General features: G+C 45.2%; 23 protein-coding genes. 8 read left to right on the forward strand and 15 right to left on the reverse strand.

What is annotated here, in order from left to right:
* The first annotated feature begins 4 nt into the window (after positions 1 to 4).
* The gene (gene pip / locus F9L33_RS08200) at positions 5 to 970 is read left to right on the forward strand and encodes a prolyl aminopeptidase (RefSeq protein WP_152142276.1); all 966 of its coding nucleotides are present in this window, start codon (positions 5 to 7) and stop codon (positions 968 to 970) included.
* Here pip and F9L33_RS08205 read toward each other — a convergent pair.
* The 4 genes from F9L33_RS08205 to F9L33_RS08220 all read right to left on the reverse strand — a co-directional run bounded on the left by F9L33_RS08205 (position 967) and on the right by F9L33_RS08220 (position 5,096).
* Complete coding sequence (locus F9L33_RS08205) at positions 967 to 3,000, reverse strand: NADPH-dependent 2,4-dienoyl-CoA reductase (protein WP_152142277.1); 2,034 nt, start codon at positions 2,998 to 3,000, stop codon at positions 967 to 969. The two genes, pip and F9L33_RS08205, sit on opposite strands and share 4 nt — an antisense overlap.
* Before the next feature lie 72 nt (positions 3,001 to 3,072).
* Positions 3,073 to 3,456: a hypothetical protein gene (locus F9L33_RS08210; protein WP_152142278.1), complete on the reverse strand. Its 384-nt coding sequence runs from the start codon at positions 3,454 to 3,456 to the stop codon at positions 3,073 to 3,075.
* A 9-nt stretch (positions 3,457 to 3,465) separates the two neighbouring features.
* Positions 3,466 to 4,236: a DUF6478 family protein gene (locus tag F9L33_RS08215; RefSeq protein WP_152142279.1), complete on the reverse strand. Its 771-nt coding sequence runs from the start codon at positions 4,234 to 4,236 to the stop codon at positions 3,466 to 3,468.
* 65 nt (positions 4,237 to 4,301) lie between these two features.
* Positions 4,302 to 5,096, reverse strand: coding sequence for a hypothetical protein (locus tag F9L33_RS08220; protein ID WP_152142280.1), 795 nt, complete (start codon positions 5,094 to 5,096; stop codon positions 4,302 to 4,304).
* A 129-nt stretch (positions 5,097 to 5,225) separates the two neighbouring features.
* Here F9L33_RS08220 and F9L33_RS08225 point away from each other — a divergent pair, with 129 nt between their 5' ends.
* From F9L33_RS08225 to F9L33_RS08235, 3 genes are all read left to right on the forward strand, one after another.
* Positions 5,226 to 6,122, forward strand: a complete 897-nt coding sequence (locus F9L33_RS08225) for a CPBP family intramembrane glutamic endopeptidase (RefSeq protein ID WP_152142281.1) — start codon at positions 5,226 to 5,228, stop codon at positions 6,120 to 6,122.
* A 64-nt stretch (positions 6,123 to 6,186) separates the two neighbouring features.
* Positions 6,187 to 7,092 carry an acetyl-CoA carboxylase, carboxyltransferase subunit beta gene (gene accD, locus F9L33_RS08230; RefSeq protein ID WP_152142282.1) on the forward strand — a complete coding sequence of 302 codons (906 nt, stop codon included), beginning with the start codon at positions 6,187 to 6,189 and terminating at the stop codon, positions 7,090 to 7,092.
* A gap of 1 nt (position 7,093) precedes the next feature.
* Entirely contained in the window at positions 7,094 to 8,368 is a 1,275-nt protein-coding gene (locus tag F9L33_RS08235) for a folylpolyglutamate synthase/dihydrofolate synthase family protein (RefSeq protein WP_152142283.1), read from the forward strand.
* 47 nt (positions 8,369 to 8,415) lie between these two features.
* Here F9L33_RS08235 and trxA read toward each other — a convergent pair whose 3' ends face one another.
* Genes trxA through regB form a run of 8 tightly spaced genes read right to left on the reverse strand, consistent with a single transcriptional unit; the run spans position 8,416 to position 19,712 of the window.
* The gene (gene trxA / locus F9L33_RS08240; protein WP_152142284.1) at positions 8,416 to 8,736 is read right to left on the reverse strand and encodes a thioredoxin; all 321 of its coding nucleotides are present in this window, start codon (positions 8,734 to 8,736) and stop codon (positions 8,416 to 8,418) included.
* A 57-nt stretch (positions 8,737 to 8,793) separates the two neighbouring features.
* On the reverse strand, positions 8,794 to 12,120 hold the full coding sequence (addA, locus tag F9L33_RS08245) for a double-strand break repair helicase AddA (RefSeq protein ID WP_152142285.1): 3,327 nt from the start codon (positions 12,118 to 12,120) through the stop codon (positions 8,794 to 8,796).
* A complete protein-coding gene (gene addB, locus F9L33_RS08250; RefSeq protein WP_152142286.1) occupies positions 12,117 to 15,071 on the reverse strand; it encodes a double-strand break repair protein AddB in 2,955 nt (984 codons plus the stop codon). Before addB ends, addA begins: the two co-directional genes overlap by 4 nt.
* Complete coding sequence (locus tag F9L33_RS08255; RefSeq protein ID WP_152142287.1) at positions 15,064 to 15,762, reverse strand: nucleotidyltransferase family protein; 699 nt, start codon at positions 15,760 to 15,762, stop codon at positions 15,064 to 15,066. Before F9L33_RS08255 ends, addB begins: the two co-directional genes overlap by 8 nt.
* Entirely contained in the window at positions 15,752 to 16,771 is a 1,020-nt protein-coding gene (locus tag F9L33_RS08260; RefSeq protein ID WP_152142288.1) for an aminoglycoside phosphotransferase family protein, read from the reverse strand. The genes F9L33_RS08255 and F9L33_RS08260 overlap by 11 nt, the downstream gene beginning before the upstream one ends.
* A 2-nt stretch (positions 16,772 to 16,773) precedes the next feature.
* Positions 16,774 to 17,262, reverse strand: coding sequence for a tRNA (adenosine(37)-N6)-threonylcarbamoyltransferase complex ATPase subunit type 1 TsaE (gene tsaE, locus F9L33_RS08265; RefSeq protein WP_152142289.1), 489 nt, complete (start codon positions 17,260 to 17,262; stop codon positions 16,774 to 16,776).
* 44 nt (positions 17,263 to 17,306) lie between these two features.
* Entirely contained in the window at positions 17,307 to 18,239 is a 933-nt protein-coding gene (locus F9L33_RS08270; protein ID WP_152142290.1) for a PAS-domain containing protein, read from the reverse strand.
* Positions 18,240 to 18,293: 54 nt separating this feature from the next.
* Positions 18,294 to 19,712, reverse strand: coding sequence for a sensor histidine kinase RegB (gene regB / locus F9L33_RS08275; protein WP_152142291.1), 1,419 nt, complete (start codon positions 19,710 to 19,712; stop codon positions 18,294 to 18,296).
* Positions 19,713 to 19,791: 79 nt separating this feature from the next.
* Here regB and F9L33_RS08280 point away from each other — a divergent pair, with 79 nt between their 5' ends.
* From F9L33_RS08280 to F9L33_RS08290, 3 genes are all read left to right on the forward strand, one after another.
* Positions 19,792 to 20,388, forward strand: coding sequence for an SCO family protein (locus tag F9L33_RS08280; protein WP_152142292.1), 597 nt, complete (start codon positions 19,792 to 19,794; stop codon positions 20,386 to 20,388).
* 71 nt (positions 20,389 to 20,459) lie between these two features.
* Positions 20,460 to 21,014 carry an ActR/PrrA/RegA family redox response regulator transcription factor gene (locus F9L33_RS08285; protein ID WP_152142293.1) on the forward strand — a complete coding sequence of 185 codons (555 nt, stop codon included), beginning with the start codon at positions 20,460 to 20,462 and terminating at the stop codon, positions 21,012 to 21,014.
* Between the two features lie 96 nt (positions 21,015 to 21,110).
* Complete coding sequence (locus tag F9L33_RS08290; protein ID WP_152142294.1) at positions 21,111 to 21,482, forward strand: hypothetical protein; 372 nt, start codon at positions 21,111 to 21,113, stop codon at positions 21,480 to 21,482.
* Positions 21,483 to 21,485: 3 nt separating this feature from the next.
* On the opposite strand, the gene F9L33_RS08295 is transcribed toward F9L33_RS08290, so the two are convergent.
* On the reverse strand, positions 21,486 to 22,364 hold the full coding sequence (locus F9L33_RS08295) for a LysR family transcriptional regulator (RefSeq protein WP_152142295.1): 879 nt from the start codon (positions 22,362 to 22,364) through the stop codon (positions 21,486 to 21,488).
* Between the two features lie 99 nt (positions 22,365 to 22,463).
* Between F9L33_RS08295 and F9L33_RS15760 the strand changes: the two genes are divergently transcribed.
* Positions 22,464 to 22,634 (forward strand): hypothetical protein, encoded by a 171-nt coding sequence (locus tag F9L33_RS15760; protein WP_193221999.1) that lies wholly within the window; start codon positions 22,464 to 22,466, stop codon positions 22,632 to 22,634.
* Between the two features lie 7 nt (positions 22,635 to 22,641).
* Here the strand turns inward: F9L33_RS15760 and F9L33_RS08300 are convergent, their stop codons facing one another.
* Positions 22,642 to 23,265, reverse strand: a complete 624-nt coding sequence (locus F9L33_RS08300) for a glutathione S-transferase family protein (RefSeq protein WP_152142296.1) — start codon at positions 23,263 to 23,265, stop codon at positions 22,642 to 22,644.
* The gene (locus F9L33_RS08305; protein ID WP_152142297.1) at positions 23,258 to 23,857 is read right to left on the reverse strand and encodes an HD domain-containing protein; all 600 of its coding nucleotides are present in this window, start codon (positions 23,855 to 23,857) and stop codon (positions 23,258 to 23,260) included. The genes F9L33_RS08300 and F9L33_RS08305 overlap by 8 nt, the downstream gene beginning before the upstream one ends.
* Between the last annotated feature and the right edge of the window lie 74 nt (positions 23,858 to 23,931).

Raw genomic sequence — 23,931 nt, forward strand, 5'->3', positions numbered from 1 at the left:
ATAAATGCGGAATGCCGACAGCCAAATTGGCGCAGGGCGAAAATTGTACCCTGTTATTCAACCTTATTTCTATCAAATGATGGAAGTCAGCGACCATCATTCGCTTTATATTGAGGAATGCGGCAATCCTGACGGTATCCCTGTTGTTGTGCTTCATGGCGGCCCTGGTGGTGGGTGTAGCCCTGGTATGCGGCGATTCTTTCACCCTGATGTGTACCGTATCATACTGTTTGACCAGCGTGGTTGTGGACGTTCAACACCCCATGCAAGCGTGGAAAATAATACGACATGGCATTTGGTTGAGGATATTGAGCGTATCCGTAAGCATCTTGGCGTTGAACAATGGATTGTTTTTGGTGGATCATGGGGGTCAACACTGGCGCTGGTCTATGCAGAAACACATCCAGAGTATGTGCGTAATTTAGTGCTGCGCGGCGTATTTCTGATGACGCAATCAGAATTGGATTGGTTCTATGATGGTGGCGCTGGACGATTTTTCCCAGAAGAGTGGCAGAAATTTATCGGTTTGCTGCCAGAGGATGAACGATCAGACATTATCGGCGCTTATAGCAAACGTTTGTTTGGGGACGATAAAGCGGAACTGGTAAGCTTTGCCCGCGCGTGGACGGGCTGGGAAAGTGCATTGGCTTCGTTAGAAAGTCATACATCCGTGACTATGGCGCCAGCGGCCTATGCCTGTGCGTTTGCGCGTATCGAAAACCATTACTTCGCGAACAAAGGTTTTTTGGGCGAAGATGGATATATCATGAAGCATATTGATAGGATCAAAGATATTCCTGGAACAATTGTTCAGGGTCGCTACGATATGATCTGCCCACCTGATACGGCTGTAAAACTGCATGAAGTGTGGCCTGCATCGCGTTTGATCATTGCATCGCAATCTGGGCATTCATTATCTGAACCACAGATTACATCAACGCTGGTTGGTGTGATGGATGAGTTGGCTTAAAGTTCTGCTGCTAAACGACTGCCTTGGTTGATCGCACGTTTCGCATCCAACTCAGCAGCAACATCTGCACCGCCAATGATGTAAACAGATGTGCCTGATTGCTCCAGCTGATCATATAGATCGCGCAATGGAACCTGACCTGCACAAAGCACAACATTGTCCACTTCGATCAATGTAGGGTTTTCCCGCGCTTCCCCGAATGAAACCTGCAAACCTTTTGGTGTGATTTCTTCGTAGTTCACACCACCCACCATTTCTACATTTTTCATCTTTAAAGCTGCGCGGTGAATCCAGCCTGTTGTTTTGCCTAAGCCTTTGCCAAGTTTCTGTGCCTTACGTTGCAATAGGTGTACTTGGCGTGTTGCTGCTTGCGCTTGTGGGCCTTCGGATGCAAGACCGCCAGCCGTTTCTGTTGGGCTGCCAACGCCCCATTCTTTTTTCCACTCTTCTAGGTTTTCGGTTGGGCTATCTTCGCCGCCAACCAAAAATTCAGATACATCAAAGCCAATACCGCCTGCACCAATAACGGCTACATTCTCGCCAATCTCAACAGCACCTTTCAATACATCAATGTATGAATGCACATGTTCTTGATCTTGACCTTTAATTTGTGGATCACGCGGTAATACACCAGTGGCGACAATCACTTCGTCAAAGCCTGCTAGTTTTTCAGCTGTGGCTTCGGTGTTCAGTTTCAAATCAATAGATGACAGTTCGACTTGACGTTTGAAATAATCAACCAAGCCCCAGAATTCTTCTTTACCTGGAACTTGCTTTGCCAGATTCAACTGACCACCAAGTTGATCAGATTTATCAATCAACGTCACCCTGTGTCCGCGTTGATCTGCTACCAAAGCCGCTGACAAACCAGCAGGACCAGCGCCAACAACTGCGATAGATTTTGGCGTATCAGTCTGGACATAATTCAATTCAGTTTCGGAACAGGCACGCGGGTTCACCAAACAAGACGACAGTTTCATCGAAAATGTATGATCCAGACAAGCTTGGTTACAAGCAATACAGGGTGCTATTTCATCTGCGCGACCTTGGTCGGCTTTAATAACGAAATCTGGGTCAGCCAAGAATGGGCGCGCCATAGAAATCATATCCGAACATCCATCCGCCAAAACAGATTCGGCAACTTCTGGTGTGTTGATACGGTTGGATGCAACGATTGGAATGTTCACTTCACCCATCAGTTTTTGCGTTACCTCAACAAAAGCGCGACGTGGTACAGATGTCGCGATCGTAGGAATGCGCGCTTCATGCCAACCAATACCCGTGTTGATGATTGTGGTGCCTGCAGCCTCTACAGCTTTCGCCAGCGTAACGACCTCTTCCCAGGTAGAGCCATTCGGGATTAGATCGATCATGGACAGACGGTAGATAATTATGAAATCAGTACCAACGGCTTCACGGGTGCGGCGCACAACTTCTACAGGCAGGCGCATACGGTTTTCATAAGAGCCGCCCCATTCATCGGTGCGTTTGTTGGTGTGTGTGACAAGGAACTGATTTAAGAAGTAACCTTCCGACCCCATAATTTCGACACCGTCATAACCAGCGTCTTTTGCACGCTCAGCGGCAGTCACAATATCAGCGATTTGTTTTTCAATACCATCTGCATCTAATTCAGCAGGTGGAAATGGGGAAATAGGCGATTTTACTGGTGATGGTGCCACAGCTTTTGGTGAGTATGCATAGCGACCAGCATGTAAAATCTGCATCGCGATTTTACCACCTTCTTCATGAACGCGATCAGTTACAACGCGGTGGTTCGTAATGTCATCAGTCGAGAATAATCCACAAGCACCCGGTAAAACCCCGCCTTCATCATTTGGTGCCATACCACCAGTAACGGCTAGCGCTACACCGCCGCGCGCACGTTCAGCGTAATATTCAGCAACACGATCCCAATCGCCAACTTCCTCTAGTCCTGTGTGCATAGAACCCATAATCACGCGGTTTTTGAGTGTTGTGAAACCCAAATCAAGTGGTTGGAATAAGTGCGGATAATGCGGATGGTTCATTGGACCCTCAATACAATATGAATAGAAGGATAGCCTAGACGGTAAACTTTATTTGTCACGAAAAACGCGGCGTCACCCCATAGTTTCTGCACAATGGCGGCGGAACGCACGTTTTAGCATATCTAATTCTTCGCGAAGAAGGTTGATTTCATTGCGTAATTCATCATCTAAGACTTCACCCGATGCGATTGAAAAATTATCTATAGCTGTGGTGTCTTCTGTACATATAAAAAATGTCTGCAATCCATCTGAGATAATATTCACAGGAATACGGCAGCGGATCAGCCATGTATTATTATCTGTGTTAATTTGATCGGCAAAAACCTCGCCTACAGATTCCCCAAGATGTATTAAGGATAAAATGGGTGCTGCTGTTTCATTACTGCGACCCTGATATACACCTTCATAAACCCCGTTATGTATGCGTTTGCGTGTTAATGTAGCTGCATTTAACATATCAAATCCTTATGTGTTCGCTCTGCGGCGGCGTATCACAGATACATCGCGGATTGTGATTTGGTTCATAGACGGGCTTTCAAAAATCAAATCGAACCAAAGGCTTTCGGCCCGCGTTTCTTTGAACTTTGTATAGAACAGATCGAATTCCACAAACAATTCGCGGGTTGAGAAATCCAATTCGCGTACGATTTGCTCTGTGTTTGGGCCGTGGCGTAAGTTCAGCCGAGCGAACATCTCTTGTGGGCGTTCGCTATCAATAATCAATGTTAAGCGGATGATATGCTCGCGCTTTAGGTTTTCAATAGCGCTTCGGGGCATTTCTACTGCGAGAGATAAGAAAGAGCCTTGAAAGCTGAAAACATCCAATCGAATACCAAAGGGCGCAAGGTCTTCTTCATTGCTGTTGCGCACTTGGCGCAATGTTAATTCAGAGCTTTCGCAATCATGAAATATTGCAAGCTCGCTCCCAATGCGAGCTTTACTTTTAATTGATGACATACCTGTCGGGCTTACAGGACCAGCCCATGCTTCTGGTCTGTGAGCCCATTCTGTGCCTTGTGGTTTTTTGATCGCTTTTGAACCAATCACAGGTAAGGTTAATCGTGAAGATGCAATATGGTTAATTTTGTTTACGCGATTGCGAAATTGCCGCGCTTCTGTACGTAAATCACGCAGATCAGCAAGATCCATAGTTTCCGCACTATCTGCTTTACGATCCCACCATTTCAGGCTGCGATCATTTCGCCATTCGTCAATAAGTGTTCTGATCTTACCCACGTCGTTTGCTCATTCGTTTAGACAGCTTCTATATTTATGCCCTTAAATAGTATTGGTATCTTATTTTACAGTAGCAGGCGACGTAAAAGCCCAACTTTTTTTAATTTGTTGTGCCCATCTGTTGTATTTTTTACCTCAACAGATCGTTCTATTTGTTGTCGCGCTATACTTGGCTGCACAGGGCTTAATTCATTGTTGCTTGTTATCGTTTCTGAATAGCTTTGCAGAAATTGCATTGCTTGCTCATCCGTCAGTTTATCACCTTTGTCTTTTAGCATCGTAATTGTGACTAAATGATTTTCTCTATTTACAAAGCTTTTCCATACATTTTGCGATATGGGTGCGTTTTGATCTGCGATTTGAATAAACACTGCATCAGTGGACTGCCTTTTATCAACAATAGAAACGGCATTTGCATTGCCAGAGGTACTAAGTGTTTTCAACCCATCAGATGAGCTTAGGAACTCTGAAATAGTCGCAATATCTGTTTCGTTTTGAAATGATGCTGACTTAGAAATGCTTGTTGTCACAACGCCTGAAAATAAAGCTCCATCAGCAGAGTACTTGCCATTGGTGCTTATATTTCCACAGTTGGCAAACAGAAAAAACGCTGACAATTCGGATGACTTACTGCTGTTTGCATCTTTGCAAAACCCAGGAGGCGGTGAGATGGTAATGCTACCAGCATCCAAAATCACTGTTTCCGTTTGGGGTGTTTGGATGTTTCTTGTTGCCGCAGATGACTTTGATAACGGAGTAAAGCCTGAACTTCCACAACCACTTAAAACCAGCGTGCCGATCAGCAAACTGGGTAGTACACCAAAGCATCTTGGCTTATGCGCCAATGTCTGCTTGAACAAGATATTCCCCTCCGAAATCCGTTGTCCCTGATTAATCAGTTCGATACGCTATAACAAGTCTCTGGTGAAAACGCATAGCTTTTTGTTATCCAGTGTTGCGTTTGGCTGTCAGTTTTAAGGAAAATCAAATTGTTACCAACTAAAAATCCCAAGTTTCAAGAGTATTACGCACCTGCAGTTGCAACCAAACAGCTTTGGCGTTTGGGAGTTGGCTTTTTTATATTGTTTGTGGTTTATCTTACGTTCCCCCTTTTACTATTTCTCGTTGGTAAAAAGTTTAATCTCTTGCCAATAGTCCATACTGGTTTGGATATGAGCGATCCAATAAGTATTATTTTTATGTTATTTAGTTTTATTGGGCTTTTTATAGCTGTCATTAGCATAGTGGGTTTATTACACCAACGCAGTTTAAAAAGCCTGCTTGGGCCAAGTATACGCAGTGTTTCCAAAAATGCTTTTTATGGTTTTGCAATGATTTGTATGCTGTCAGGTATAAGTATATTCATCTATTCTTTTATTGACCCACCAACTCGTCAGATGGATGTTTCAGTATGGTTATCGTGGATGGTATTTGCGATACCATTATTGATTATCCAAATTTCATCGGAAGAGCTAATCTTTCGCGGTTATTTTCAACAGCAGCTTGCAGCGCGATTTGACAGCCGATGGATTTGGTATTTTTTACCTTCACTACTATTTGGTCTTTTACATTATAGCCCGCAAATGATGGGTTCGAATGCATGGCTGGTCGTGGCAAATACAACGCTTTTTGGTTTGATTGCTGCGGATTTAACGGTGCGTACGGGCAATTTGGGTGCAGCTTTAGGAATGCATTTTGCTAACAATTTATTCGCTATGATGATTGTGACATTAGACGGTGCGTTACCAGGCTTAGGTTTATATCTTACGTCTGTGCATGTGTCTGATGTAGAGCAGATCAGAGGATTATTAATCTTTGATTTTTGTTTGGTGGTTGGCCTTTATGGGGCGTTTTTATATTGGGTCAGAAACAAAGCCGAGTTGTGATTGCAATTTCTACTGCCGCAACGTAATTATAGAAGCTGAATAACAACAAAGGTTCCCTTTACTCATGAACTGGATTTCCAATTACGTCCGCCCACGGATTAACTCCTTGTTTTCACGCCGTGAAACACCTGATAATTTGTGGACGAAATGTTCTGAATGTGGAACCATGCTGTTTCACCGCGAGCTGACTGAATCGCAAAACGTTTGCACGAATTGTGATCATCATATGCACATCACGCCACGCGAGCGTTTTCAGGCGTTATTCGATGGCGGTGTTTTTATTGAATTGGAAACACAGCCGCCAGTAGCTGATCCATTGCACTTTAGAGATCAGAAAAAATATCCTGACCGTATGAAAGCTGCGGTTAAAAAGACAGGTGAACACGAAGCGATGCTTGTTGCCGAAGGTGAAATCGGACGTACGCCGATTGTGGCGGCGGGTCAAGATTTTGCCTTTATGGGCGGTTCTATGGGTATGGCCGTAGGAAATGCAATCATCGGTGCGTGTGAACGTGCCGTACAACGCAAATGCCCATTGGTTCTGTTTTCGGCCGCTGGTGGTGCGCGTATGCAAGAGGGCATTCTTTCGCTAATGCAAATGCCGCGTACAACAGTTGCGCTTCAGATGTTGAAAGAGGCAGGATTGCCGTTCATCGTTGTGCTGACACATCCAACAACAGGTGGTGTAACAGCCAGCTATGCCATGTTGGGCGATGTACATATCGCCGAGCCCAAAGCATTGATTTGTTTTGCTGGCCCACGTGTTATTGAACAAACAATCCGTGAAAAACTGCCAGAGGGTTTCCAGCGTTCTGAATACCTATTGGATCACGGTATGCTAGACCGCGTAACGCACCGCAAAGAGATGCGGAATGAGCTGATTACGATTTGCCGTATGTTGATGAACCTACCACCACAAATCGTTGGTGACCTTCCTGCGCCAGAAGCAGAAGAGACTAAGGACGCTTAACGTGGCAACCCCTTCGAGTGATGTTGTTTTAGAACGGCTGATGTCGTTGCATCCAAAGATCATTGATTTGACTTTGGATCGGATGACGCAATTGCTGGACGCTTTAGGTTCACCCGAGACGGACATTCCCCCTGCAATCCACATTGCGGGCACGAATGGTAAAGGCTCTACAGGTGCTATGATCCGTGCAGGGTTAGAAGCATCTGGTGATAAGGTTCATGCGTACACATCCCCACACCTTGCGCGTTTTCATGAACGTATCCGTTTGGCGGGTGATTTAATTGATGAGACGCTTTTGTCTGAGACTTTGGAGGAATGTGAACGCATCAATGGTGGTGTTCCGATCACGTACTTTGAGATCACCACTTGTGCTGCTTTCCTAGCGTTTTCACGTGTTGCAGCTGATTATACAATTCTAGAAGTTGGTTTGGGCGGTCGCTTGGATGCAACCAACGTGATCGACGAACCTGCGCTAACATTCATCACACCTGTTTCTGTGGATCACCAACAATATTTAGGTGAAACGCTTGCAGAAATCGCTGGCGAAAAAGCGGGCATATTAAAGCGCAATTGTTTCTGTGTTGTCGGCCCTCAAGAAGATGCAGCGTTAGACGTGATCGAACGTCAAGCAGCACGTGTAGGTGCGACTTTGAAAATTCATGGGCAGCACTGGCATGTTTGGGAAGAGAATGGGCGTTTGATTTTCCAAGACGAATACGGACTATTGGATTTACCGATGCCAATTTTGTTGGGTGCACACCAAGTACAAAATGCAGGTATGGTTGTGGCTGGCTTGCGGTTGCTTGGTAAATCCGAAGAGGATTGTGCAGCAGCATTAACCAAAACAGAATGGCCTGCGCGTATGCAGCGCCTGAAATCTGGCCCATTGATTGATGCGGCACCTGAAACAGAGCTTTGGTTAGACGGCGGTCATAATGAGGCGGCTGGCGCTGCAATTTCAAAACTAATAGCGGAGTTGCCGCAACGACCAACACATATGGTTGTGGGGATGCTGAACACGAAAGATGTGTCTGGTTATTTGAACCATTTCTTAGATGGGACAACTAGTTTGCAAGCCGTGTCTATTCCGGGTGAAGCAGCAACGCTGACCGCAAAAGAAACGTCCACTGCTGCAGCTAAGCTAGGGTTTGATGCATCTGAAGCGGATGATGTTCTGTCAGCTGTGAAAAACATTGTTGCCAAAGACAAAGCTGCGCGCATTCTGATTTGCGGATCACTTTATTTGGCTGGCAACATCCTGCGCGAAAACGCATAAAAAAGGGCGCCTTATAAGCGCCCTTTAAAAGTCTATAATCGTAGCAATTAAACAGAAGCGTCAATCCAATCAGCCAAAGCTGCTTTTGGTGCTGCACCTGTTTTATTTGCAATAACTTGACCATCTTTGAACAGGAACAATGCAGGGATACCACGCACACCCAGCTGAGCTGGGGAATTCGGGTTTTCATCCACGTTCACTTTCGCGATTTTCACTTTGCCAGCATATTCTTCTGACAGCTCTTCTAGAGAAGGGCCAATTTGTTTACATGGGCCACACCATTCCGCCCAAAAGTCTACAACAACAGGGATATCTGATCCTGTTACTTCTGCTGCGAATGTGTCGTCTGTTACTTTTACAGTTGCCATAATCTCGGCTCCTTAGTGTTTACGTTTTCCCCAACCTATGAATGCACCCGCAAAGGGTCAAGACATAGTCGAATTTTTCAATGCATCTATCACCAAATCGTGCGGTAATGACATAAGTTTCTGCGTTTCTGTCCATAAAATAGCCCCTTCAACGCTGTGATCGGGATAGATTTGTTTCAAAGCGGAAATATAAGCCCCCATTTGGCGTAACAATCCATCGGGAATATCTTCGACTTTATCAGGGACCGTTTTGTTGCTTTTGAAATCTACGGCTAAAACTGTGCCATCGCGAACGATCAAACGGTCAATGGCACCGTATATTGTTTCATTGTTCAACTCTGGTACGTTTGCGCATAGATTCACCTCTGTTAATGCGCCTGGTTGAAAGAGGAATTCTAAATCAGATGCCTCTAAAACACGCACCGCAGTATCATAGACTTCGGATGTGTCTAATGTTGGAATGTTCCCCAGCAATTTATCTGACAGGTCTTTCCAGTTCGACCTATGCGTACTGGGTAAATGCTCTAGAAAGGTATGAATTAAAGTGCCGCGCATCTTTGCGGTTTCTTCATCCATATGCTGTGCTTCGGTTGGTAATGCTTTCGCTCCGCCCAAGTTTGAAGGGGAAAGCGTAGAAAGCCGTGGCGCAGGAATTGGTGCTGCCGCATTCAACCAATCAGGCAGTTTAGCTTTTTCTATCTGAGCATCATCATCGGATGGTTTCAAGTCTGTGGGCCAAAATTCATTCTGTAAAACCAACCCACCATCAGCATGCTCTGCCCCAGCATTTTCCATACCTTCAGCCACCAAACGGTACCAAGGACTGCCTGTTTTCCCTAACTTGCCAGCGCCACAAACAACCAACCAGTTTTCAGCGCGCGTTAAGCCTACATAAAGCAATCGCAGCCGTTCCTGTTGGTCCAATTCTTTACGTGCTTCTAAAACAGCACGTTCCGCTTGGTTGGCATTCTCTTTGGCAGACTTCCAACCAACCAAACCTTCATCCAATGCAACAACTTCCTGACCATCCCTGCTGCGGGTATCCACAGTATCTGGCAGTATGACAATTGGTGCTTCCAAACCTTTGGATGCATGTACAGTCATCACTCGAATTTGGCCTGAACTGCTGTCCATTTCACGTTTGATTTCTACAGCACCAGAGGCAAACCAGTTTAGAAATCCTGTCAGGGTTGGTGTTTCTGTTTGCTCATATCGCATGGCTTGGGAGAGCAATTCATCAATGCCATCTTCCGCCTCTTCGCCCAAACGATCCAACAGATTTTCACGCCCATGATGCTGCGTTAAAATACGATCGATCAATTCAAACGGGCGCATCCAATCCGCATGATCCAGCACATCATCAACAATCGCTTTCGCTGTTGGAAATGCATCCGCCTGTTCGCGAAAACTTTGCCAAAGCGTGCCTTTGCGCCCATGTGAAAGCGTGAACAATTCACTTTCCGATATGTTCAAAAGAGGGGATCGCATGGCCTCTGCCAAAGACAGATCATCCTCTGGTGTGGCTGCAAATTTTAACAAGGATAGAATGTCCTTAACCGCCAACTCCTCGCCGACTTTCAAACGATCCGCACCCGCCACGTTCAAGCCAAGTGATTTCAGCTCTTTTATGATTGCACGGAATAAAAGGGATCGTTTTTGCACAAGAATCAAAAAATCCCCCGCATGAACGGGACGTAATCCATCATCTGTTTCGATCTGGTGGCCACTAGAAATGGTCGTATCAATCCATTCCGCAATCTGTGTTGCTAACACCTGACGTGGGTCACTTGCGCTGGGGCGATCCAAGGGTTCGAACCATGGTTTATCTTCTGGCTCTGGCTGTGCTTCAACCAATGGCCAAAGCTCCACGCGCCCAGGTTTTTCTGATTTAAATGCGCGGTGCTTTACATCCCCAATGATCCCGCTTTTAGCGTCGCCTACGAACGTATGATCCACCAACCGCAAAATTGGTTCGGCAGAACGGAATGAAAACAACAGGCTTTGTTTATGCAGCTGGTTTTCAATCGCGGTTAACCGTTCTTCAAACCAATCGCGCATTTCACCAAAATATTTTGGATCGGCCCCTTGGAATGAATAAATAGATTGCTTTTCATCCCCCACAACGAAAATGGTACGCTCTGTATTACTAGCGCCTTGCCCCGATGTGAATTCTTCGGTCAAGCATTCAATCAACCGCCACTGATCGGGACTGGTATCCTGCGCCTCATCCACCAGAACGTGATCTATGCCACCATCCAGACGGTAGAGCACCCATTGCGACATAGAACTATTTTGCAGCAAAGCTTGCGATTTTTCGATCAAGTCTTGGTAATCCAATTTACCATGCAACAGTTTGTAGCTGTTATAGGCTTTCAGGAATGGCGTTGCGAAATCATAAAGTGCAACAGCCCGTTCATACGCTGAAACAGATACAAACGCCTCGCGCGCTGCTTCGACACGCGCCATTAAATCATGCAGTTGTGATACCAACGCAACATTGGCTTCGCGCACAGCTTTGGTTGGTTTCAAATTTGGCAGCGCCTCAAAGCGTTCCTTATGCAACATACAACCAATAAGGATTTGAAAACGTGCGCGATCAGTTTGTGCAGACAGTGCCATTTGGAAAGCTGCCCCAAGTTTTTTGTCATTGGCACCACTTGCCAAAAGCAGCGGCACCATATCGGTGAGCACAGACAGATCATCCGACGTGACTGTTGTCTGCGCAATAGTTTCCGCAGTCATATCTGGGATCAGGCCAAAATCACTATGCGTAGGTCGTGTTGCAAACCCACGATGATTTTGCGCAATTGCTTGTAATAAACTGTCTGGATCAGCGCCCGTATAAAACTCAGCCAACCGTTCAAAGGCAGGACGGGCATCGCCCTCTGCCAATTGTTCCAGAATATCAGAACGGACTTGTTTGGCTTGGCGGTCTTCCAGAATTTCAAACTGTGGAGATACATGCGCTTCTAACGGAAATTGCCGCAATAAAGCATCACAAAAAGCATGTATCGTTTGGATTTTCAAACCGCCTGGTGTTTCCAATGCGCTAGCAAACAAAGTCCGCGCTTGCCGCAATTTGATATCATCCAAAAGCCCAGCATCTTCACCCAATTTTTCCAAGGTTTCGCGCAAACCAGCATCAGGCATCATCGCCCATTCACCCAACCGCTTAAACAGACGGTTCTGCATTTCGGCAGCGGCTGCATTGGTATAGGTCAGACACAGGATTTTTTGCGGATCAGTGCCATGCAACAACAAGCGTGCCACGCGATCGGTCAGCACCCGTGTTTTGCCAGATCCGGCATTGGCCGACACCCATGTCGATGCATTCGGGCGCGCGGCTGTTACCTGTGCCTGCGTTGCTTCATCAAACTGGATCATGGTACATCCCTCGTTTCAGGCATGTCCGTTTCTTCCCATTCGCCAAAGCGCGACAGGTGGTCATAATCTGATCCGTATTTATCCTTTTGCATTTTCAAGCGTGCACCGTAGCCAACACCGTTTTCAAAATGGCATCGCAACAATTGGATCAATTCAGCCCAAGTGTCATCCGCAAGCGTATCTGTGACTGGAACACTGCGCGAAGCTTCTGGCCCTTTCAGGCTGATATACTGCAATGCAGCAATGCTGAGTGGCGCCATATTTGCAAAGCCACCAGCCGCAGCGATCGCAGCCTCTAATTGCAATTGTTTGTCAAAATGGTGGATTTCTTTTGGCCCAGGGGGATCACCAGACTTGTAATCATAAATCATCAACTGCCCTTTGGGGTCGAGGTCTAAGCGATCTGCCTTGGCGGTTAGGGTGAAAACAAACTCCGTCGCCTGACGCGCTCCTTTAATCTCTTGTGCAGAAATACGTCCTAATTGAGAACGTTCTTGTTCTGCCTCAACCAACCAAGGTGCGATCTTTTTCAAACGTCCAAACCATAAACGACGCGCAGATTGCCAAGGTACATCACGCTCCAAAACCTTAGTTGCAATGTCTAGAAAATGTTCAACGGTATATTCCCCATCTTCAAAATGGGTAGATTGATTGAAGGTTTCCAAAATCGTATGCAAAACAATCCCGCGCGATAATGCATCAGGTTCTAATCCATAAGGTTTCAATGCACGCAGTTCCAAAACAGATTGGGCATAAATCTCGTATGGATTGCGCACTAACGTTTTGATCCGCGTTACAGACAGTCTTTTCGGATGTGCTGTTGCAGGTGGCACAGGTGCAGGGCGCGCCGCTTTCTCCAACCGTCCAGTTGGTCTGTCCAAGCTACGTGCAAGCTGCAACCAACGATCCCCACGGTTTGCCATATCACTCAGCGCGGTTTCACCGACTTTTCCTAACCCTGTCAGCAGGTTGTTCAATCGCGTCAGCCAGCGCGATGAAACAGTGGGCGCTTCACCATCGCGTATTGCACGGGACAGCACAATCTTATTTTGTCCGAACGCCTGTTGAAAGTCATGTGCAGAGAGCCCGATATTACGTTCAGGTAAAAGCAGCCCAAGCTGCTTACGCATGGAACGATTCAGCCACGGATCGGGTTTTGGTTTTTGTGGCCAAATGCCTTCGTTCAGCCCGCCAAGAATCACCAAATCAGCCCCTTGTACACGTGCCTCTAGCGTACCCCAAATTGCAATGTTTGGGTGTGGTTTCACAGCATCGCGCACTTCACCGCTTTGCAACACAGAGTAGAGCAAAGAGGCGTAATCGGACGCTGTCCAAACGCTATCCCCATCCGCCTCTTGTGCTAGATTGTCAAACAACCGTTGTGCTTGTTGCCCCTCGTTCTCACGCCACAGACAATGCTGCTCTGCTTTGGCGCCTTTTGAAAGCGCGTATAAAAAACCCTCATGCACAGCCAGCCAATCTGACATACTACGCGGTGTTGTATCGGTAATCATCTCAAACCCGTCACAAAGCCAAGCGACCCAGGGTTGTGCATCGACATGTTTAGCATCTGCCCATTCACGGATTATGTCGAATTGCACAAACGGCGGTCCGCCCCGAATAAGCGGTGTATCACGATCAAGTTCAGCGCGTTCCAAATCACGCGTAAAACGCAAATGATTGCCGCGATCATCAGCTTGATGCGTTAATGGATGCTTCAATACAGCAATCAGTTCAGCAGGGGTGATGACTTTGCCCAACAAACCAGCAGTCAGGCGCATGAAAATACCAATCGCTGACAAATGCAATGGTTCTCCCGCACTGTCATCGGGGGTGATGTTCCAGCGGTTCAATTGTGCGGAAACACGGCGTGTTAAATTTCTGTCAGGCGTTATCAAAACCGCGGTTTCATTTCGTTCGGCTGCTTCACGCAAACATACAGCAATCGCATTGGCTTCGTCTTTGGGTGAGACTGCTGAAATCAGACTGATGTTTTGTGTCGCGGAAGGAATAGTGGGGATTAAATCAGGTCCTTCCTCTAACCATTGATCCGTTACAGGTGCAGGGCGCAAAGCAAGCGATAGTAATTTGTTCCTGTCCTGTGAAAAAACCAGTTTTTCATGCCAAGCAGGAATGTCATTTGGGTCCGTATTCAATTTACCGCAGACCCGTGCCAGCATTGACTGAGGATGATCGTCATTGGCATTTTTACGCCCTAAAACATCCCAAACATCTGCTGGTGTTTCCACATCATACCCAGGTAAAACCACTGCCCCTTGTGGTAGCTTCGAAACGGCCTGCATGAATAATGCAGTTGCGCCGCGTGACCCTGTTGACCCTGCAATGATGATTGGGTTGCTTGGTGGATCTTCTACCCAGTGATTTGTATAGGCTTGGATCACCGCACGTTGTCGAGCTTCTGGATCAATCAAAGACTGTGCTGTCCAATATTGGGTCAGGATGTTCAAAAACTTCAGGCTGCGATCCCAGTGTTCAGATGCATTGCCTAGTTCAACATCTTGCAACCGATCCAATGAAACACCTTCACCGTGAAACTCATCCAATAGCGCGGCCAAACTATCGGCCAGCGCAAACACCGATGATTTTGGTGCAAGGTCTGGCTGCTGTTCAATCAAAGCTGCGACCAAGTCCGCCAGTTTTAACCGACGCTGTAATGGTGATACAGGCAAGGCCAAATCTATCGGTGCCAAAGCATCATGCGTTAAATCTGAAAGCACTTTAAGGCGGGGCAATAACGTTGCCCCTTTTTGTTTGAACAAATCTTCAACACGCCGTGCTGCACGCCGCGTGTTCAGATAAATTGTTATGCTTGCAAACTCATGCGGTTGCTTTGTTATTGCGCGTTCAAAAAGACCATCAACAAAATTTTGCGAAAAATCAGCGCCAATCGGAACCATAAAAACACGTGATTGATGGTTTGGTTCAAACATCAGCAGCTATCTTTTCTGCTAACTCTATGCCTTCGGGATATCCCACATCTACCCATGTGCCATCATAAATAGCACCGCTTAACCGTCCTTCTGCAATCATCTTTTCCCACAGAACATTAATCGAAAAACATTGTTCCGTAATCGCATTCAATCCTTCTGTTTTGATGATCTGAACACCTGAATAAACATAAGGGGCTTCTTTTGCAGTACCTTTACGCTGCAAACGTGCTTGGTCTGTTAAAAGAAAATCCCCAGCTCCTAAATAACCTTGAGCATTAGGTTTCTTTAATATCAGCAGCAATCCATCCATGGTATCGGGGTTCCACGATTGCAGCAGCTGTTCAATTGGGTTTCCGTCAAGCCATATGGAATCGCAATTCATCGTAAAAACAGGATCGGTTCCAATTTGTGGCAATGCATTTTTTAACCCACCGCCCGTTTCCAGTATTTCAGGTTCTTCGCGGATAGTGGTGATACTAATTTTGGTTTTTAGATGCTGTTCCAAAGGATCTGCAAAGTAATGTGTGTTTACGAAAACATCCGCAATCCCAGCATTGGATAAGATATCCAACGTATGATCAATCATTGGCTTGCCCAGCACTGGAACTAAAGGTTTTGGCATGTCATTGGTCAAATGGCGCATACGGGTTCCAAACCCAGCAGCAAAAACCATAGCGGACTTAGGCTGCATGCGCGGCCTCTTTAATCTGCGATAATATCTCTGGCGTGGGCGTTGGAATATGGGCAGCAACCCATGCTTTTAAATCTGCCAATTCTGGATGTGCTAAATCGTGTTGCAAATGATCCCAAACACGTGGAATTAAATCTACATAATGGGGTTTACCATCACGAACACAAAGCCGTGCAAAGATGCCGATAATTTTCAAATTTCTCTGTGCGCCGATTGCTGCATATGCGTAATTGAACGCATCTGCATTGGCACCTGACTGTTTGATGAAATAACACTTCATGCTGTTTTGCAAATCCAGCGATGTATCTCTGCGTGCATCTTCCAACAACGATACCAGATCATATGCAGGATGACCCATTAAAGCGTCTTGGAAGTCCAACAGTCCAACATTTCGAACCCCGTTACGCTTAGGCATCCATAATAGATTTTCTGCGTGATAATCGCGCAAGACTAAAACAGGCGCTTTGTTTTCAACACGCCCACATACTTCACGGATATGATCGCGGTATGCAGCCGTAAGGTCATCAGAAGTTTCTTGTCCTGAAATCGCAGGTAAATACCAATCTGTCACCAAATCCGTTTCGCGCAAATATGTTGCCATGTCATAGGGCGGAATTCCATCAGGTATCGTGGCGCCATGCAAGCTTAGCAAGACATCAATCGCTGCTTTATAAAGAACAGTTTCGCTATTTTGATCTCGCGCGCATATGCGTGCGAAAAGATCATCCCCTAAATCCTCTAACAACAAAAATCCATTAGTCTCATCACTGGCTAATAATTTTGGTGCAGATAGTTTATGATCAACAAGAATGTTTAAAACCTTTACGAATGGGCGTACATCTTCGCCCTTTTCAGGGGGCGCATTCATCAAAATTGCTTTGCGCCCGTCTGATTTTGTTAAACGATCATAGCTACGGTTCGAAGCATCCCCTGCAACCATTACAGACACAGCGTCATCCCAGCTGATATGTTTTAAGAAAGTTTGTTTTTTTGCTGCTCGGTTTGTCATGCTTAAGTATTGCCTAAATCTAGGGATTTTACATCTGCTAGCTTATGGTTCCATTTCGCATCTTGCCATGAAAATACGATGGATCTTTTACCTTCACCAACAATGCCAATTTGAACGCTTAACGCGTGCTCTGGTGCCAAAGATCCTAATCGATCAGGCCATTCAACAAAGCATGCTGCTGTTTCAAATGCATTGTCCAACCCAAGTTCAAAAACCTCATCAGGGTGGGATAGGCGATAAAGGTCAGCATGCACATATTCAACAGTGCCCATTTCATAGGTTTGCACCAATGTGAATGTTGGAGACGGCACGTCTTCGACTTGCCCTGACTTTTGCATTGCTGTTTGGATGATTTTACGCGTTAAATCTGTTTTCCCAACACCAACTTCACCGTACAAAAGTACCACATCACCATTGATAATATTCGCTGCCAATGCTGTTGCGATGTCTGCCGTATCATCAGGGGTGTTAGAAATGAGTGTAAATTGCACAGGGCGTCCTTTGGTTCTGCTAAAGCGAAACTAAGGAATTCTGCCTATGCTTCGCAAGCTAAACTGACATTTTCTGTGTTATTTATTTTCGTATAGGTGTGAAATTCACATAAAGTGTCCCCAGTCGGCATGGGTTCAAAGTTAACAATGACAGGATCACCGTTATGCGTTTTAATATCTGCGTACCATGGTGTTCGGTCTTGTGTATTTTCAACATATTCTCTCAAATCCCCCCATGTGGGTGTTGGATGAAAGATACTCTGCATCAGGTTTGAAAAATCATGAGTTGTTTTACAGTCTCTTGCATTAATGACCTCTTCTTTAAACGCGTGGTTTTGAAATGTTGTTGCGCCAGTTCGATCAAAAACAATGATTCCGATTGATGTAGCATTCATCGCACTTTGTAATTTATGTATCTTGGATCTAAATCCCCGTTCCATAACCAGAGCATTGGTCACGTCTTCAAATAAAAACACAACCGTTCCAGACGGGTGAGGGCGCCCAATCACACGTAAAGTGCGCCCATCTGGTAAATCCCAGTCTTCTCGAAAGTCATCTCGCATTGCACTACGTTCAATTTGTCGAAATGTTTGTCGCCAAGATGTATAGTTTTTGGGTTCTGGCAACACTTGTGTATCACGCAGTCGATCCATGAATGACAGTAAGTTGGGTTGTTGAAGTAACCATTCTGGGCGCAAACCCAGATGCTGCGATAGGGCGGGGTTAAACAATGAAAGCTCATTATTTTTGTCAAAGACAGCAATCCCAACCATCAGCTGTGCAAAAGTAGCACTAAGCGTTTGGACAAATTTGCTACGTCCCCCATTACTTTGTGTAACAGTTTTTCGTGAAGCCCTTTGATCTGTTTTTTTAAAATTATTTTCATTTTCCGGTTTAGGCAATTTGAATAACACAATGCTGATCAGCAGAAGGCTGGTCATAAAAACGCAGAACAGAGTTAAAATAGATAGAATCACGGCTATATCTTTAATTAGGTTCCCCCATCAAAGCGTGAAATTCTGAATCAGAGATTAAGAGCTTGTCTCGAATTGTTGATTCAATCCCAATGCGCCACGTATATCCGCGGGATCCTTTTCCAGTCCGGCCCGCTCCCAGCGTACATTCACAAGGGCGCCTTTAATTTTTGCGCCAACGATGTGATGTTTTTCATTCGTATCAGCAGAAGCATTTGCAAACGTAAGTTCAGCACCAGAACGTTCCAGCAAAGTTTTTGCGATAAATAAACCCAGCCCCATACCTTGATATTCGGAGAAATCTTGTGCGCGTTGGTTTTGACGGGATCGTTTGCTGATAAAAGGGTCGCCAATACGGTCCAACAGATCACTTGGATAGCCATTGCCATCATCTGCAACAATAATACGAACAGATGCTTCATCCCAAGTAGCGTCGACCCATACATTAGCACGCGAAAAGTCTACTGCGTTTTGAACCAGATTACGAAGTCCGTGGATGATTTCTGGGTGGCGCGAAATAATGGGAGTGTCTTCTGCAAACATATCTTCATCTTTGCCATTGATTGTGAAATTGATTATTTTACCGCGGCCTTCATGGGGCTCTGCAGCCTCATGAATAATGGCTGTTAATGGTGCGTGTCTTAACAATAAATCATCTTTGCCGCTGCGCCCCATGTCGCGCAAAATTTGACTTAGGCGATCCGCCTGCTCCTTAATCAAGATTGCATCGTCATGCAGGTCGGCATCCTCTTTTAATTCTGATGCAAGTTCAGAGGAAACCAATTTAATTGTTGCAAGCGGTGTGCCCATTTCATGAGCGGCTGCAGCTACAACGCCACCCAAAGCTGTTAGCTTATACTCACGAGCAAGAGCCATTTGTGTAGCGGACAAAGCCTGTGACATTGAAAACATTTCCACAGTGACACGTCGCGCATAACTGGCAAGGAAAAGAATACCGATGGTCAAAGCAAACCACATACCGCCCAAGAAAATATTCTGAACTTCTAAAATCTCACCAGTTTGCCGTGCTAATGGTGTGTATACGAAGGTCAGTAGTGTAATTGTGATCAATGCGGTTATGCTGATTACTAATGTTGCATTAAATGTAAGTGCTGTTGCTGCAATTGTTACAGGCGCCAAAATCAACATAGAAAACGGATTATGCAGCCCGCCTGTTAAATACAGTAATAAAATTAGCTGCGCTAAATCGAACAGCAAAGACAGCATCGCTTCGCGCTCTGAAAGACGTTTATTCGCAGGCAGGATTAATGTGGCAGATATATTGAACAATACAGCCGCAGTGATAACTATTAAACAAGCACGAAATGGAATTGCCAGCTCCAGATAATAAACAGCAGCCACAACAGCCCCTGTTTGCCCCGCAATAGCAAGCCAACGCAAAATAACCAGTGTTCTCAATCTGATCCAATCGCTGCGGGCTTCTTTTGTAAAAAGATTTGTAGATGGCTGCGACAATGAATGACTCTCTTGTGACTTGTCTTCTGTGTCATGAAGTTAGATGAATGAATACAACTAATCTAGAGTGGTTACTGTTATGTCTAAGTCTTTAGCAATATTTGCATCAAGCGTAGCAACCTTGGGAATCGCTGTTGGTGCGTATTTCGTATTATCCCCAACTGAAAATCAATGTGGCCCAACTGGTGTGATTGCAGGCAATGCCACGATTGGCGGCCCATTTGAGTTGGTGAACCATAAAGGTGTTACAGTTACCGAAAAGGATGTTATCAAAGACGTATCGCTTGTTTATTTCGGCTACACATATTGCCCAGATGTTTGCCCATTGGATGTGGCGCGTAATGCAGAAGCGGTTGATCTGGTCGCCGCAGATGGAATTAATGTAACGCCTGTATTCATCACAATTGATCCTGCACGTGATACACCAGAAGCTTTGTCAGATTATGTGGATGTTACACATGAAAAAATGATTGGGCTGACAGGTACAGACGAACAAATCGCAGCGGCATCCAAAGCGTATAAAACCTATTACCGTAAAAACGGTGAAGGCGAAGATTACTTAATGGACCATTCGACATTCAGTTATTTGATGTCCCCAGACGGTTTTTTGGATTATATACGCCGCGATATGACAGCTGAACAAGTTGCTGAAAAAGTCGGGTGTTTCGTTGGTTAATTAGGTCAAATTGACCTCATGTAATCTTCCATTTAAAAGTGATCTTATGGAATTATATAAAGTTGGTGGAAATGTCAGAAGATGAACTTGGCGAGATTGGCCCAGATAACAGTCTTTTAATCTTAGATGATGATGAACCGTTTCGTCGTCGCTTGGCGCGCGCGATGGAAAAACGTGGTTTCAACCCAACACCATTAGACTCTGTTGCTGCAGGGCGTGCGTTTTGTACAGCAACACCGCCAGCCTATGCGGTTGTCGATTTACGTTTGTTAGATGGTAACGGTTTGGATGTGGTCGAAGTGTTACGTGCCCGCCGCCCAGAAGCCAAGATTATTGTCCTAACAGGATACGGTGCCATTGCGACTGCTGTTGCTGCTGTGAAAATCGGCGCAACGGATTATTTGGCGAAACCAGCGGATGCAAATGATGTGACAAACGCGCTGCTTGCAACACCAGGTGACAAACCTCCGCCCCCAGAAAATCCAATGTCTGCGGATCGTGTGCGCTGGGAACATATCCAGCGCGTATTTGAATTATGTGATCGCAATGTTTCAGAAACAGCACGTCGCTTGAACATGCATCGCCGCACATTGCAGCGGATTTTGGCAAAGCGTAGCCCACGTTAATGTTACTCTATGTTTTGTGGAAGATAGTTGATTGAAATAATCGGGTATGGTTTTAAGAATACATAAATATCCTCCAACTATAACCAGAAAAAACAAATGCATAAAACCGTTTTACCTGCTATTTTATTTACAACTTTAGCAGCGACACAAGTCCAGGCAAAACCTATACAAACCTATTTCTGCCCAGCCGATAAATCTGTAGACAACCACTTTATTCAGGTTACAGACGAGCCTTTAATGCTCAAAGTTATTAACGTTCCGAATGGTCAAAATGATATAAATAAGGGTTCAGTCTTACTGGAAGTTCCAGGTGAGAAAAATAGCAAAAATGGAGCAATGAAGTTTGGTCCAGAAGTATTTAAAGCGCCTTATTTTTACCTTCCTAAAAGTGGAGGGTTTAGTTTTAAATTCAAAGACCGTACTGGAAAAGAGGTGGATTTTGCACATTATCACTGTGAGTCAATATAGAGGTTAGGTTCCTTTAGCTGCACGAAGTAACCATTTTTTAAATGTAAGCAAAGAGGGCGTTTCGCGCCCTTTTTTTGTAACGATATAATACCCTAACCCATCATCCTTTAATTCGCATAGCTGCTGAAGGCTTCCATTGGCAATGGCTTGTTCGACATGCGCATATGGCTGTAAAGTTAATCCTGCACCTGATTTGATAGCAGCAAGAACCAGTTCGCTGTTATCGAACATCGTGATATTGGCTTTCTCTAAGTCCAAACCAGCATCTTCCATCAACAATTTGCGTTCATGCATCATGCCTTGAAAGAACCACGGCAAATCTTGCGTATGTTGAAAACAGCTAATTGAATGTTCTTTGGTGTATTCAGTGCTAGCAACCACAATAAATCGATCTCGAACAAGGGGTGTTACATCCAACCCTGACCAATCACCTTTTCCAAATCGAATAGCCATATCAGCTTCGCCTGATGCTAAATCAACAGCATGTGCGCTTGGGTTAAGGTTGATCGTGATATCTGGGTATTTTGACCAAAAAGCCCCCATGCGCGGTATCAACCAGTTTGATGCAAATGCAGGTGTTAGTGAAACATTTATAGGGCGTGTTTCACTATGACTACGCAAATCATCAACGCCGTCTGCAATGGTAGAAAACCCAGACTTAAGACTCTTTGCTAAAGCAGTGCCTTTTTCTGTAGTTGCCATACCGCGACCTTGTCTTATAACAAGGTTTTCCGAAAAATAGCTTTCCAAATTACGAACGTGCTGGGCAATAGCGGCGTGTGTAACATTTAGCTCGCGTGCTGCTTTGCTAAAGCTGTTGTGTCTAGCTGTAGCTTCAAAAGCGCGTAGGGACGCCAATGGCGGAATCTTGTGCCAATTCATATATGATACCTCAGCTTACATATTGAAAACCGTAATGAATCGATTTCATTCTTTAAAATAGGCATAAATAATCCAACGAAGCAATGAAAGGATTTAGATATGTTAAGTATTATATCAGATGCAATGATGATTGCGACGCGCACAAGCTCTCCCAAGCGCCCTTTTGAAGACAGAGAAGAAAACAGACGTTACCTGTATTTAGAAGATCGTCGTCGGCGTGAAGAAAAGCGCCAATTAAACCTCGCTTTAGGGCGAGGTTTGTTAAAATAAATGCAAATTATGCAGAATAAGGTGCGAGAGCGATCTTTTTAAAACTAGGTCGCTCTTGCAATTTATCGACGATACTTGCCAGTTTTTTGCGATCGCGCCATTGAGCACCCATTCTGGATTCTGCCCATAAAACGATACAAGCAAAAGCGTAATCACACACGTTTGGCTCATCGCGTATCAACCAGTCGCCAGCTTGCGCCTCTAACCAATCCAATGTTTTCTGCCCACGCAAAATATGTCGGTCACGTGGGTTGTAACCCAATACATTTTCCCCAACAGGTTCTAAGCCAGCCCAAACTTGTTGTTGTGCTGCGACAAGAAAATTCCCGACTTCCAGAATGACAGCCAAAATTTGACGGTCTGCCAAAGGATCTAAATAGGGTTCGGTTGCCTCTTCGGTCATCGCCCAAAGTTGCTCCACAATTTGCGAAGTTGGAAAAATCGTTTCACCCACAGTTTTCAAAACAGGCACTTGGCCTGTAGGCGTGATCTCAAAATAATCATCAGGTAATGGATGATCCAATGGGATCGACTTAACAGGCAAATGCCATTCTTCGATTAAGATGCGGCACAACCGTGCAAAGGGTGATCCTTCGATATAAAATAGTTTTGCTGAGTCTAATTCATCCATCTGTCAAATCCGTAAATCGTTCCAAGAAGCGTCCTTTCACTTCCATAGGAGCATGTGGGCGTAATGTACGCTTTGGCAAGTCTGATATCACCGGTTTTCCAAATAATTTGTCGGCTTCAGACTTTGAGAAGCCCGCAATTTGCACTGCTTCAAGCCAAGCTGACAATTTATCCGCACGTTTGATCTGTTTTTTGATTAAATCTGGGGTTTTTGCAGGCAACCCAAACCGCACATGAATCGCTGCCACTAAACGCTCATCTAACGCTTCATATCCTGGCCCAACAGCAGCCTTAACAGGCGATATCATATCGCCGATTACATACTCAGGTGCATCATGGAGCAAAGCTGCTAATCGCCATTTTGGATCTATGCGTGGGTTAAGTGTGGTGAATAGTTCTTCTACAAACACAGAGTGCTCAGCAACAGAATAAGGATAATCCCCAATCGTCTGCCCATTCCAACGCGCCTGAAACGCTAAACCATGGGCGATATCTTCTATCTCGATATCTAATGGAGATGGATCAAGAAGGTCTAACCTACGTCCAGATAGCATGCGTTGCCAGGCTCTGGGTGGGATAGAATTCTTTGACATAAAATCTCCGTATAAAGTTAATAAATACACCCAATAGGGTAACCCCTTGTCGATACTCAATCTGAGTGCTACAT

The sequence above is a fragment of the Amylibacter sp. SFDW26 genome, assembly GCF_009184395.1.
Classification (GTDB): Bacteria; Pseudomonadota; Alphaproteobacteria; order Rhodobacterales; family Rhodobacteraceae; genus Amylibacter.

What these genes read in the sequence shown, in the direction of transcription:
- F9L33_RS08285 (WP_152142293.1), top strand. Translation starts at nt 20,460, where the DNA reads ATGTCAGAAGATGAACTTGGCGAGATTGGCCCAGATAACAGTCTTTTA.
- addB (WP_152142286.1), bottom strand. Translation starts at nt 15,071, where the DNA reads ATGTTTGAACCAAACCATCAATCACGTGTTTTTATGGTTCCGATTGGC.
- addA (WP_152142285.1), bottom strand. Translation starts at nt 12,120, where the DNA reads ATGATCCAGTTTGATGAAGCAACGCAGGCACAGGTAACAGCCGCGCGC.
- accD (WP_152142282.1), top strand. Translation starts at nt 6,187, where the DNA reads ATGAACTGGATTTCCAATTACGTCCGCCCACGGATTAACTCCTTGTTT.
- trxA (WP_152142284.1), bottom strand. Translation starts at nt 8,736, where the DNA reads ATGGCAACTGTAAAAGTAACAGACGACACATTCGCAGCAGAAGTAACA.
- F9L33_RS08300 (WP_152142296.1), bottom strand. Translation starts at nt 23,265, where the DNA reads ATGGATGAATTAGACTCAGCAAAACTATTTTATATCGAAGGATCACCC.
- pip (WP_152142276.1), top strand. Translation starts at nt 5, where the DNA reads ATGCGGAATGCCGACAGCCAAATTGGCGCAGGGCGAAAATTGTACCCT.
- F9L33_RS08295 (WP_152142295.1), bottom strand. Translation starts at nt 22,364, where the DNA reads ATGAATTGGCACAAGATTCCGCCATTGGCGTCCCTACGCGCTTTTGAA.
- F9L33_RS08210 (WP_152142278.1), bottom strand. Translation starts at nt 3,456, where the DNA reads ATGTTAAATGCAGCTACATTAACACGCAAACGCATACATAACGGGGTT.
- F9L33_RS08305 (WP_152142297.1), bottom strand. Translation starts at nt 23,857, where the DNA reads ATGTCAAAGAATTCTATCCCACCCAGAGCCTGGCAACGCATGCTATCT.
- F9L33_RS08290 (WP_152142294.1), top strand. Translation starts at nt 21,111, where the DNA reads ATGCATAAAACCGTTTTACCTGCTATTTTATTTACAACTTTAGCAGCG.
- F9L33_RS08255 (WP_152142287.1), bottom strand. Translation starts at nt 15,762, where the DNA reads ATGCAGCCTAAGTCCGCTATGGTTTTTGCTGCTGGGTTTGGAACCCGT.
- F9L33_RS08260 (WP_152142288.1), bottom strand. Translation starts at nt 16,771, where the DNA reads ATGACAAACCGAGCAGCAAAAAAACAAACTTTCTTAAAACATATCAGC.
- F9L33_RS08280 (WP_152142292.1), top strand. Translation starts at nt 19,792, where the DNA reads ATGTCTAAGTCTTTAGCAATATTTGCATCAAGCGTAGCAACCTTGGGA.
- F9L33_RS08205 (WP_152142277.1), bottom strand. Translation starts at nt 3,000, where the DNA reads ATGAACCATCCGCATTATCCGCACTTATTCCAACCACTTGATTTGGGT.
- F9L33_RS15760 (WP_193221999.1), top strand. Translation starts at nt 22,464, where the DNA reads ATGTTAAGTATTATATCAGATGCAATGATGATTGCGACGCGCACAAGC.